General features: G+C 39.7%; 7 protein-coding genes. 5 read left to right on the forward strand and 2 right to left on the reverse strand.

Going from position 1 to position 13,083, the window contains the following annotated elements; all coding sequences use genetic code 11:
- Positions 1 to 231: 231 nt before the first annotated feature.
- The gene (locus J2W55_RS04880) at positions 232 to 1,524 is read right to left on the reverse strand and encodes an esterase-like activity of phytase family protein (RefSeq protein ID WP_310092586.1); all 1,293 of its coding nucleotides are present in this window, start codon (positions 1,522 to 1,524) and stop codon (positions 232 to 234) included.
- A 131-nt stretch (positions 1,525 to 1,655) separates the two neighbouring features.
- Between J2W55_RS04880 and J2W55_RS04885 the strand changes: the two genes are divergently transcribed.
- Positions 1,656 to 2,405 (forward strand): SGNH/GDSL hydrolase family protein, encoded by a 750-nt coding sequence (locus J2W55_RS04885; protein WP_310092588.1) that lies wholly within the window; start codon positions 1,656 to 1,658, stop codon positions 2,403 to 2,405.
- Positions 2,406 to 2,618: 213 nt separating this feature from the next.
- Positions 2,619 to 5,786, forward strand: coding sequence for a glycoside hydrolase family 2 TIM barrel-domain containing protein (locus J2W55_RS04890; protein WP_310092590.1), 3,168 nt, complete (start codon positions 2,619 to 2,621; stop codon positions 5,784 to 5,786).
- Positions 5,787 to 5,872: 86 nt separating this feature from the next.
- On the opposite strand, the gene J2W55_RS04895 is transcribed toward J2W55_RS04890, so the two are convergent.
- The gene (locus tag J2W55_RS04895; RefSeq protein ID WP_310092592.1) at positions 5,873 to 6,724 is read right to left on the reverse strand and encodes a hypothetical protein; all 852 of its coding nucleotides are present in this window, start codon (positions 6,722 to 6,724) and stop codon (positions 5,873 to 5,875) included.
- A 606-nt stretch (positions 6,725 to 7,330) separates the two neighbouring features.
- Here J2W55_RS04895 and J2W55_RS04900 point away from each other — a divergent pair.
- The 3 genes from J2W55_RS04900 (at position 7,331) to J2W55_RS04910 (ending at position 12,998) form a co-directional block, all read left to right on the forward strand.
- A complete protein-coding gene (locus J2W55_RS04900; RefSeq protein ID WP_310092594.1) occupies positions 7,331 to 8,983 on the forward strand; it encodes a capsule assembly Wzi family protein in 1,653 nt (550 codons plus the stop codon).
- Positions 8,984 to 9,337: 354 nt separating this feature from the next.
- Positions 9,338 to 11,824, forward strand: coding sequence for an SLBB domain-containing protein (locus tag J2W55_RS04905; protein ID WP_310092596.1), 2,487 nt, complete (start codon positions 9,338 to 9,340; stop codon positions 11,822 to 11,824).
- Between the two features lie 292 nt (positions 11,825 to 12,116).
- Complete coding sequence (locus tag J2W55_RS04910) at positions 12,117 to 12,998, forward strand: lipopolysaccharide biosynthesis protein (RefSeq protein ID WP_310092598.1); 882 nt, start codon at positions 12,117 to 12,119, stop codon at positions 12,996 to 12,998.
- Positions 12,999 to 13,083 lie beyond the last annotated feature (85 nt).

Consider the following 13,083-nt stretch of genomic DNA (forward strand, 5'->3'; position numbering starts at 1 on the left):
CCAGGATTGCCAGGGGCCTTTTCCTGTTTTTTTTATTAGGGTTCATTGCGGCAAATGTATAAAGAGTTAAAAGTCCCCGCAATCCGTTAAAACACGGTATTTATTTATAGGATTATGGGGTATTGCGCAGGTTTTATTTGTTTATTTATTTGGCATAGCTTTTAAAACTTAGATGAAAAGGCCATCGTATAAAGACGACCTTTTTACAATAACAGTTGTTTTCCTGATTTGTTATAGTTTTATTTTTATAAAGTATAAGCTGTTATGATCAACTGTATTTGTTGTCGGTAGTATTTTGGCTGAAAACCCACCCATTCCATTATCAACTACACCAAAATCGTCATCATTTGAAACTACCAGTATATTGCCTGGTAACAAGGCCAGTCCCTCTGCCTTATCATGCGGATAAACTGTTGGCAGGTCTTTTAAAAGATCAACAACAAGGGTTTTTGAAACCGGGGCTATTCCAGCCGATTGAAGCCCGGCCAGGTCATTTAGCTCCTCAACGGTTTTGCCATTGTAAAGCTTACCGTTTGCGCCATTTGTAGCGTCTGATATGTCTGTAGCCCCGTTAAGGCTAATTTTAAATACTTTTTTAAATGCAGAAGGATTAGTTGGCGCTCCGCCATATAATCCATCGCGCTCAATGGTTAAAAAGGTTGTACTGTTAACTGCTACAATATCGCTTACGCCGGTAAGCGATGGCTTGTCCATTAAATAAGCGTATTGTTTAGTTGCACCAGTGGCTATCTCAAAAGTAAGGATACGCAGAACAACAGAATTGCTTACTGCCGCTTTGGTAGGGTTAAACATGGGCGATTGCATTATGCCTACCAATGTTTTTCCGTCAGGAGTAATGGTCAGTCCCTCCATACCACGGTTTGGCTTGCGTTTGGCAAACACCAAAGGTATTTTACGGCCGCCCGTGCCCGAGCCAAATGGATTGATGCGCTCGATAGTACGGCCTGTTGCATCAAAGTGTGCAATATGAGGTCCATATTCGTCGCTGATCCAGAATGAGCCGTCGGCTGCTAAAACCATCCCTTCTGAGTCAATACCGTCAGCGCTGGGGGCAATTTGTTTACCAGTCAGATCATAGGCTATTTCTCCCGTAGCGCCCTGCCCCGCTGGGTTAGGCAGGCCGTTTAGTTTTTGGCCTGAAGCGTTTTTTAATTCGATGGTTTGTTCCAATACCAGTTTACCATCCTTTAACCTGAACTTGCCTATTTCTGGAGTAAAATCAGCTTTGCCAAAAATAATGGCGTCATTATCAGAGCCTGCGGCGTTAGGGCCACGGTCTGTAAGCAGGTAAAAAACATTAGGGTCGGAGTGATCTGGAGCTACCGCCGAGCCAAAGCCGCCGTTATAAACTTTCACCCCGTCAGATGTGGTCATTAAAATGGCTGGGTCAGTAGCCTCGGCCATATCCGGATAGGTTGTTGGGTTGTTTCCTTGCCCGTCCTTTTTACAGGCAGTTATCACAATTGCTGTGAAGGTGCAGAGTATTAATAAAGATTTTTTCATGAGGCTACTTGGTTATGAATATAGTTTCACAAATTAAGCCTCCTGCTGTAAAGAAATTATTAACTTAAAAACAATTGATTGGGAAATTATTTATTTAACGATAACAGTTATTTTTGGTGATAAACAAAAAGATGAATATAAAACCAATTATATTATTAACCGCTGCACTATTAACAGGGCTTTCAGGATATGCACAGCAGCGCAATGCAGATTCGGTGGCAAATAAACCGTCATCTACCGTAACAGCAAAAGAAGATTTTAAGGACGATTGGGCTGCATTGTCACATTATGCTATCGAAAATAAACAGATAGGGGCACCCAAACCAGGCGAAAAACGGGTGGTTTTTTTAGGCAGTTCTATTTTTGAGCGATGGAAAACCACTGTCCCGGAGTTTTTTGAAGGCAAGCCATATCTCAACAGAGGCATAAGCGGACAAATATCGCCACAATTACTTATCCGGTTCAGACAGGACGTGATTGACCTGAAACCTAAAGCGGTGATCATACTTGCTGGCAGCAATGATATAGCCGGGAACACCGGTCATGTCACCAATGAGCGTATCATGGATAATATCAAGTCAATGGTTGAACTGGCCAAACTGCATCATATCAAAGTTATATTGTGTGCCTACCTGCCAGTTTATGATTACCCCTGGCGTAAAGGATTGGAACCTGCCAATAAGATCATAGCGCTTAATAAACTGATAAAAGCCTATGTTGTGGCTAATAACCTGATCTTGCTTGATTATTTTACGCCTTTTGCTGATGAGCGAAACGGCCAAAAGGCCGACCTTACCGTAGATGGTGTGCATCCCAATGCGGCGGGCTATCATATCATGGCGGATGTTACCGAAAAGGCTATCAGCAAAGCGCTCAATTAATTGTTATTATTATTATTAGAGGACTTTGCGTACTGTTAAGCTGTACCGGGTAAAAGCCGATACTTTTTAAGCCTTGCTTAATGGTCGCAAGCTACTGATCTCACTAAATCAATAATTTATTTTAAATGTTGATTATACAGTATATATTAGCGCTTCTGAATCATGTAAATCATTTTAGCAATCTGCCCTGCAGATGTTTGATAACCAGAACCTATGAGAAAACTGCTCCTCCTTACTGCTTTTTTAAGTACCGTTATTGCCGTCCGGGCAAAAAGCACCCCTATAACACCGCGTGATACGGTAATTAGCGGCAGCGCCACGGTACCCACTGAAATTGAAGACCCGAAAAATATCGGCATTAATAAAGAACCAGCACATGCGTCTTTAATGCCCTATGCAAATTTGCAGGAAGCGCTTAAAGCTAACAGGCGTGCATCATCATTTAGCAGGAGCCTTAATGGTTTATGGAAATTTAATTGGGTGTCATGGCCACAGCAACGGCCTGTTGATTTTTATAAAACCAGCTATGATGTGTCGGGCTGGAAAGATATTAAAGTGCCATCAAACTGGCAAATAGAGGGTTACGGTACACCTTATTACAGTAACTATAACTATATTTTTAAGAAAGATTTTCCCCGGGTAATGAGCGAGCCGCCCAAAAAGTTTACTGCTTATGCTGAACGTAATCCGGTTGGCAGCTACAGGCGTAATTTTGATGTACCTGCTAATTGGAATGGCCGCAGGATATTTATCACTTTTGACGGTGTTGATGCTGGCTTTTTTATATGGGTTAATGGTAAAAAAGTGGGCTACAGTGTAAACAGCCGTAACGCGGCCGAGTTTGATATCACTAAATACGTGCAACCCGGCAAAAACATGGTTGCTGTTGAGGTTTACCGCTTTACTACCGGCACTTACCTGGAAGACCAGGATATGTGGCGCTTAAGCGGGATCTTTCGTAATGTAACGCTCTGGAGCGCGCCTCAGGAACACATCAGGGATTATTTTGTGAAAACCAACCTGGATAAGCAATATAAAAACGCCGTTGTTGAAGTGAACGCCAAAGTGAAAAACTATGGCAGCAGTGTTACCAAAGCCAACCAATTGATTGCTACGCTTTATAATGGCAGCACAGTGGTAAAAGGCACCACTGGCAGGGTACCATCATTAAAACCCGGTGAAGAGGTAACTGTAAAAGTAAGCTTCCCTGTAAATAACCCTCAAAAATGGACCGCCGAAACGCCAAAATTATATACTACGGTTTTAACCCTGAAAAACGGGAGTAATACAACTGAAACCATATCATCACGCACCGGGTTCCGTACCATTGAGATCAAAGGACGTATATTCACTATAAATGGCGTGCGTGTAAAATTAAAGGGAGTAAACCGTCATGAGAACTGGCCAGAAGTTGGCCATGCTATTACTGAAGAGCAGATGATAAGGGACATAGTACTGATAAAACAGGCTAACTGTAACCATGTGCGCACATGCCATTATTCTGACGATCCGCGCTGGTACGAACTATGTGATCAGTACGGCATTTACCTGGTTGCGGAGGCTAATCTGGAAAGCCACGGAGCTTGGGATGAATTTAATGAAGACCCAAGAATAAAGGACGCCATCATTGACCGCAATGTAGCCAATGTGCAGAATTTCAAGAATCATCCTTCGGTTATCATCTGGTCGTTGGGTAATGAATGCGGCAGCGGCGGGTCAAATTTCAGGGCAGCATTAGATGTAATTAAAAGTATTGACCCAACACGGCCCACACATTATCAGGGCTTTGGCATTGGCCAAAAAAATCCGGCTGATATTGATAGTGAAATGTACACGGATTTAGAATCGTTGGAAAGGAATGCCAAAGATGAGAAACTTACCAAGCCGTTTTATTTATGCGAATACGCACATGCTATGTTTAATTCAATGGGCTCTGTTGATGAATATAACGACCTGTTTGATAAATACCCAACACTTTTAGGTGGTGCAATATGGGAATGGCAGGACCAGGGTATATGGAACAGGCGCAACCCTAAACACCCTATATTAGCATTTGGCGGTGGTTTTGGCGAATATCCTAATGATCACTACTTTATACATAAAGGTGTGGTTGCGTCTGACAGATCACTCAAACCACATTATCCTGAATTAAAGCATGCTTATCAATGGATTTCGGTGCAAGCTAAAGATCTTAAAAATGGTACCGTAACAATAAAAAATCGGTACCAATTTATAAACCTGGACGGTTTTACCGGCAACTGGCAGTTAAGCGAAAATGGGGTAGTTACTACAAAAGGTAATTTTAACATTGGCAAAATTAATCCGGGCGAAGAAAAGGACATTAAAATACCATATAAAATAATAGAACCCAAGCTTAAAGCTGGTGTGGAGTATTTTCTCCGGATTTCGTTTACTTCTGTCGCAGATAAATTGTGGGCTAAAAAAGGTTTTGAAGTGGCTTCTCAGCAACTGGAGCTGCCGGTAATGCCCGCTGCTTTGACGGTTGACCCCGCATCGCAGCAAAAACTTGATCTAACTGATGGTAAGAACGAAGTAAAAGTAAAAGGCCGCGATTTTAAAATTGAATTCGATAAAAAAAACGGAACATTCACCAAATTGGAAAAGAACGGCGAAAATGTATTGGAAGATAACGGCGGTCCAAAGCTGCATTTATGGCGCGCTCCTCATCGTAACGACGATATGTGGGCCAATGAGATTTGGGAGAAAACCGGCATCAAAACCCTTAGCTGGGTAGCCGCTGATGTTACCGCTGTGCAAGCTGCCCCGGGCAAAGTGGTAATCAGTGCCAATTTAACCGGTACCGGCAAACAGGGTTTTACTGTGCATCATAAGGTTACCTATACCATATTGGGTAATGGAGTTATAAAGGCCGATAATGATGTTTCTTTTAGTGATCCCAAAGTGGTGCTTGCACGGTTAGGCGTACGTATGTTCCTGAAAGCTGATCTTAACCAGTTCTCTTATTTCGGTCGCGGCCCCATGGAGAATTACGTTGACAGAAAGCGTGGTTTTGATATAGGAGTTTACTCGAGTACGGTAAACCAACAGGTTACGCCTTATGAAAAACCCATGGAAAATGGTAATCACGAAGATATTCGCTGGGCCAAACTGAGTGGGAAAAATGCCTCGCTAACCATTAAAAAAGATGACAAACTGTTACAGGTTTCGGCACAACCCCACAGCGACGAGGAAATGGAGCCCGTTGAATATAAGATCGACTTGCCCAAAAGTACTGCTACTGTACTAACTGTTAGTGCCCATACGATGGGTGTAGGTTCAAATTCCTGCGGCCCCAGGCCGCTGCCACAATGCACAGTGTACGCAAAGCCCGAATCTTTTAGTTATGAGATGCATTTATAATTTTAAATAGAGCTTTGTAAATAATATGATTATTAAAAAAGCGGACAGGGATCATTCCCTGTCCGCTTTTTTAATTTGAACTGCAATTAATTAGGTGCTACCGCGGTAGTTTTATTGGCGTATGGCCATATACCGGGTTTTGGGAAAGCTATACCTTTGTTACTACCCCGCAAACCATTATCCTGACCAAAGTAATATAAAGGCCAGCCTTTGTATACCAGTTGTGATTTTCCAGATACGGTGATTAATTCAAATTGGGTTTTGTCCAGTATTGAAGGTATATTCTGAATGGTTTTTACAGTATCAATTGGCCAAACTTTATTATTGCTAAAATCGGGAGTAGTAAAAGTGTTGGTTTTAAACTTGTCATGGCTAAAAGAATATAAAGTTTGACCACGGTCGTCAACAATGTATTGGGTAACTGCTTTTCCCGGTTTAAACAGGCTGTCATATTCAACATTGTCAATCCCTATAAGCTGGCTATTGGCAACCATTACCGTATAATCAGGTTTAGCTACAAACCAAATGCTGCCAACACCGTCGCCATTGATATCGCCCGCTTTGATATCATCTTTGTAATAATACAGCGGCCAGCCTTTATAAGTAGTTTGCTTTGAGCCATCCGTACGGGTGATGGTAGCGAAATCTTTAGGATCGAGCCCATTGTCTAAAGTCAGGTTTGCCTGGTAAAAGGTAGGCCAGGCCACAGAGCAACCATCATTACAACCTGAGCTGCCGTTGGCATCTATTGCAAAAAAGTAAAGTGTTTTTCCTTTTGAATCGGTCATCACGGTGCCGAACTTTGAGTCTGACACCAGTTTAACACTATTACCAGGTTGTTCCGGGTTGTTTGTGTTGTTGTTTTTTGAACAAGACCAGCTGGCAAACATAACAGCGATACCGGCAATTACGAGGGGTAGATTTTTAATTAATTTCATGGTGTTTTGAACTAATGGGTAAATGATAATTTCCTTACATAACCCAATACGTCATGAAAACCACCTTTGGTTGCCTGTAGTAAGATAATACCCAAAAAAATAAATATAATTTTATTGTAAAACTTTGGCAGCAATTTTACCTCTCCGGTTCTTTGATTGGCTGCCCTGGTCCATTTTAACCGATATAAAAAGAAACAGCTGATTTATAATCAAAGTGAAACCGAAATTGCCAATGGAACTCATATATAGCTCAATATCAGCACAAACAAAACGTAAAGTTAAAAAACGGAGGCAGGAACAGCGCATAGAAATTGTATGATTAATTAATAAAAAAAGCTGATGTTGTTGTTAATTGGTGCTTTTATTAAGTTTTCTTAAAATCCATAATATTATTTCATTTATTTTATTTATTGAGTTATTTAAATGTAAATTCGTTGTATTAAACGGTGATTTATTGATAAGTATTAATTTTTAAAGCCGAACCCTTAACATTACACGTTTAAATGGAGTTTTTTTGATTGTGCTGAAACTTTATTTATAAACATAATTGATCCGTTTATGGCCCCCAGCTATTCTGTGTCATTATCTGCGAGGGTAATGAAAACAATGATGCTATCAATCTGCCTGCTAACTATGGTTGGTAGTAAGGCATTTTCACAAACAATACCTGTTGGAAGCTATGCCGAAGATATTGTCCGCAGAGATCAGTTACTCGGTAAAAGCCATGATCTGTCATCGTTTAGTATCCGCCCGGTGAACGGTCAGGTAAAAACGCGCGATTCATCCCTTAAAAAACTTGTGGCAAGTAAAGTGTATGCAAAGTTTAAACTAATGGGAGAGCCATCAGGCGTCCAGGTGTTGCCCTTTAACTGGCTTAATGAATACAATGTAAACCGGCCTTATGGTTATAATAATTCATCGTTATATCCCAATGCAGGTTATCAGACCATGCTGAGCGGTGGACTTTTACTAAAAGCCGGCATATTAAGGGTTCAGATAAAACCTGAGTTTGTATATGCGCAGAACAAAAGGTTTAACACGTTTGCTGATGTGCAGGCCAAAAGTACCTCTTCATCACTTTTAGCAGCTTATTATTGGTATGTAAACGGTATAGATGCTCCCGAAAGGTTTGGTAATAAATCTCTGCAGCATTTATACCCGGGGCAGTCAAAAGTAACGGTCAATTTCAAAAACATGGAATTGGGCGTGTCAACGGAAAACATCTGGTGGGGGCCAGGAATAAAAAACTCCATCATGATGAGCAACTCGGCTCCAGGATTTTTACACTGGACATTTAATTCGGCAAAGCCCATTAAAACCCTGATTGGATCATTTGAATGGCAAATAATAGGGGGAAATTTAAAGCAGTCGGGCTACCTTCCGCTTGATACAGGGAAAATAATAAATGGCAAAGGTTTATATCAGCCTAAGCCTAAAGTTACGCGTTATATATCTGCCTATACCATCAACTGGCAACCTAAGTGGCTCAAGGGATTATATCTTGGAGTAACCGGTTATGATTATCTGGATAAGGACTCGCTGTATCATAACCGAAATTTTATCCGAAAATTTTTCCCCGTAATTGCAGGCTCATCTATAAAAGCAAACGATATAAATAACGAAACCCAGGGTGACGGGCAGGATTTTGCCTATTCTGTAAATATACGCCAGCTATTGCCGCTTTACAACGCGGAACTCTATTTTGAATATGCTAAAAATGACCGCACAGGTAGTACAGCCAATTTTTTTCAGGAGCCAGAGCATGCTTCGGCTTTCACTTTAGGCGGGCGTAAACTATTTGAGATAGCAAAAGACAGCTATATACAGCTTAAAGGCGAGATGACCCAGTTACAACGACCATCTACCTTTTTGTTGCGGGACGAACCAACATGGTATACCCACAATTTAAGCCCGCGTGATGGTTATACCAATAAAGGCCGGTTCATAGGCGCGGGAATAGGCCCCGGCGGCAATAGCTTTCTGCTTGATATTAGTTATTGGAGAGGGATTAACTCTTATGGCCTGGCTCTTGAGCGGCAGCTTCATAATAACGACCTGTATTATTCTGCGTTTAGCGGAACGGGTAACTTCGAGTCGCATTGGGTGGATCTTAATAGTACATTTTATACCAACATAAAACTAAAAAAATATCTCGTTTCGGCTGAGATCACTCCAGTTTACTCCTTGAATTACCAATACAATCGTGGTAACAGCTTTAATTTACATGCAAGGATCAATCTCACTTACTACTTTGAATGATCATGAAAATGGGTAAGTCAATGATTATTTAAATTCCACTTTATTTTTTGCACAGGTGTTATGTCTGGTACCAATGATGCGTATAGTAAGCCATAAGAATATCAATGGAAGATATTACTGTGTGTATTTGGCGGGAAATTTTGCAAATAAGTTATAATCAATAAAAATGTAAATAATAAAAAAATAAGTTGCTGGAAATGATCATTATGAATCTGATACCGAGTAACGAATACACCGTTAAATAAAATTTAAAGGCCTATACAGGCTCTTTAATAATAAATTGATTTACATTTGCGAAAAAATAAAAATACTTTATTAGAGTATTATTAAAAAATACTCTGGTAACTTTTTCTTATGAATAAAATTAACTTTCGTATATTCTTAATACTCTTCATTATTTGTTGCGGAGTAATCAATCATGTTTCGGCCCAGGCCAACCTTCAAAATCTTTCTTCTATTAATGTTGATGATCTTTCTGATCAGCAAATAACACAGTTTTTGGAACAAGCCCAAAATGCAGGTTTAAGTGAAGCTGATTTGATCAGGCAAGCCCAATCAAGGGGAATGAGCAGTGCTCAGATCCAAAAGCTGCAAGCCAGGATTCAAAGTATTCGCAATAAAGCCACGGGAAAAAATAGCACCCTGGAAACCGATTCCCTTAACAAAAATACCGGTCGTCAGTTAAATTATAAGCCCGACAGCCTTGATACAACTTTTATAAAAAAAGATTTTTTTGAAAGCTTGAGGCCTAAAATATTTGGAGCAGATCTGTTTAAAAATAAAAACAGCTCTTTTGAGCCAAATTTAAAAATGGCAACGCCGGTAAATTATATTATTGGCCCGGATGATCAGCTTAATATTAATGTGTACGGCAATTCTTCGGTAAACTGGAAACTGGACGTTTCGCCCGAGGGAAACGTTAATATTCCCGGCATTGGAATTGTAAATGTTGGCAGTAAAACTATTGAGCAGGCCACCTCCTTGATAAAAAACAGGCTTGCAGCTAATAATTATGCTATCGGGCATGGTACCTCCGTACAAGTATCGCTTGGTAACATACGTAGCATTAAGGTAATTATAGTTGGGCAGGTGCAAAAGCCCGGTACTTACACGTTGTCTTCGCTGTCAACGGTTTTTAATGCTCTTTATGCATCGGGAGGCCCCACTGATAACGGTAGTTTAAGGCAAATAGAAGTGATCAGGAATAACCGTATTATAAGACATCTGGATGTTTATGATTTTTTGGTGAAAGGCAGTCAAAAAGATAATATTTCATTACAGGATCAGGATATTATACGCGTACCAACTTACAGGACCCGGGTGCAATTAGTTGGACAGATAAAGATACCAGCGCTGTTTGAAGTGATACCCGGCGAAAGTTTGGACAATATTTTAAACTATGCAGGCGGCTTTACAGATAGTGCTTACACTGCACGTATCAAGGTATCACAGATAAGTGACCAACAGCGAAAAATAACAGATGTAGTTGAAGCTGATTACAAAAATTATATTCCGCTACGTGGCGATAAATATACTATAGAGTCAATCATTGACCGTTTTGAGAACCGGGTTGTAATTAAAGGGGCTGTTTTTAAGCCCGGCGATTATGAGTTGCAAAACGGTTTAACGTTAAGCCAGTTAATTTTAAACGCAGCTGGTTTAAAAGAGGATGCTTTTATGGAGCGTGGAACTATTACAAGGCTAAAGAATGATAATAGTACAGAAGTAATAGGATTTAGCGTAAAAGATATTTTAAATAAAGTATCAGACATTCCATTGAAACGCGAGGATATCGTTAATATCTCTTCCATATTTGATCTGCGTGATAAGTATATAGTGACCATAAACGGCAGCGTTAGAAAGCCTGGGAAATTTGCTTTTTCGGAGAATATGAAGGTTGAGGACCTGATTTTAAAGGCCGGAGGATTTGCTGAGGGAGCTAGCACAAAACGCATTGAAGTTGCGCGAAGGGTAAGTGATGCTGATCCAACATCTCAAAACAGTTCTGTTGCGCAGGTTTTTAGCGTTAACATAGATGGGCAGCTAAAACCAGCAGAAGCCAATTTTGTATTAAATCCGTTTGACATAGTATCTATCTATTCCTTACCAGGTTTCGAAAAGCAGAAAACTGTGCGTGTTGAAGGAGAGGTAATGTATCCGGGATCCTATACTATAAAGACAAAAAATGAAAAGATATCTGATCTTATTGCCCGTGCGGGTGGTTTAACAGCTTCGGCTGATGCTGATGGCGGATCATTAAAAAGAGAGAACATAGCCATTCTGGGTATAGATAAACGTAAGGCAGACACCCTGGAAATAGCACGTGAAAGAATGGATCGTTTATCCCGTTTAAAAAGAAGTTATAAAGACTCCACTAAAACCACGGAAGATACCGTGATGCGCAATAATTTTGTGGGTATCGATCTTCCGAGAATTTTGAAATCCCCAGGTTCAAAAAATGATCTGCTATTGGAAGATGGTGATATTTTAAGAGTTCCCAAGCAGCAGCAAATTGTGCGTGTTAATGGCCAGGTGCTTTATCCAAGCGCGGTTGTTTATGAAAAGTCAAAGTCATTTAATGATTTTGTTTCCAATGCAGGCGGGTATGGCCCGGATGCATTAAGAAGAGGCGCTTATGTAGTATATCCAAACGGAACTGTAAAAGGTACACGAAAATTTTTGTTTTTTAATAATCATCCAAGTGTTAAAGCCGGAAGTGAGATATTTGTACCTAAAAAATCCGAAAGCAAAGGTAATACTGCTCAAACAATTTTAGGATTTACTACCGGATTGGCTTCCTTAGGAGCTATAATTTTGGGAATATTGAGTTTGAACAAATAATTATTTACGGCTAAATTTATAATTGATATAACTTGGTTGTTACTAAATATATATCACTCTTCATTTAAGAAAATACTTCAAAATATCAATATGCGCATTAGAAACTACGATGGGTACAAAGGTTGAGTCTAGCGAAATATCCGTAAAGGAAATTATATTAAAGCTTAGGGGCGGTATTAAATATATCAAAACCCAATGGAAGATTATTGTGATTTTTGTTCTAATTGGCTCGGCATCAGGGCTGCTGTTTTCAATTTTTAAAAAGCCAACTTATAAAGCGGTTTGTACTTTTGTGTTAGAGGATGGTAACAAAGCCAGTGGTTTAGGACAGTATTCTGGTTTGGCATCAATGGTAGGTTTAGATATTGGTGGTACAGGGGGAAGCGGTATTTTTCAGGGAGATAATATTATTGAATTATATAAATCAAGATTGATGCTGGAAAAAACCTTGTTGAGCGAGGTTGTGATTGACGGAAAAAAGCAAATGTTAATTGACAGGTACATTGATTTTAATAAATTAAGAGTTCAATGGAAAGAAAAAAATCATATAAATAATATATCATTTGATAAAGATCCGAGTCATTTTACCCGTACACAAGACAGTATAGTTTCAGATATAGTTGAGCTTTTTAATAAAAAAGTATTAATGGTTAGCAAACCTGACAAAAAGCTAAGTATAATTAGGGTAGAGATTGTAAGTGAGGATGAATTGTTTGCGCGAGATTTTACATTAAAGCTCGTTGAAACCGTAAATAATTTTTACACACAAACCAAAACTAAAAAGAGCAATCAAAATGTAAATATTTTACAACGCCAGGCTGATAGTGTTAAGCGGGTTTTAAATTATTCAATTACCGGAGTTGCATCTTCTATTGATGCTACGCCCAATGCTAATCCGTTATTACTTACCCTGAAGGTACCTTCACAAAAAAAGCAGGTCGATGTACAGGCAAGTACTGCTATATATGCAGAGATTGTTAAGAATCTGGAACTTTCAAAAATTTCGTTAAGGCAGGAAGTGCCGTTAATTCAAGTTATTGATGAGCCGGTGCTACCACTAACCAAAGAAAGAGTTGGAAAGCTTAAAGGAATTATTGCAGGTGGTTTTTTGGCGGGCTTTTTATGTATGGTATTCATTATTTGCAGAAAGGTATTTAAATCTATAATGATGTGATTATTATTATACCTCGGATAATTAAAATAAAATGAAGGGGTTGGGGTATCGTATCCGCAAGAGATTTTTAAAGTGAGGTTATTTA

The sequence above is a fragment of the Mucilaginibacter pocheonensis genome (assembly GCF_031456535.1).
In the GTDB taxonomy this organism is placed as follows: Bacteria; Bacteroidota; Bacteroidia; order Sphingobacteriales; family Sphingobacteriaceae; genus Mucilaginibacter; species Mucilaginibacter pocheonensis.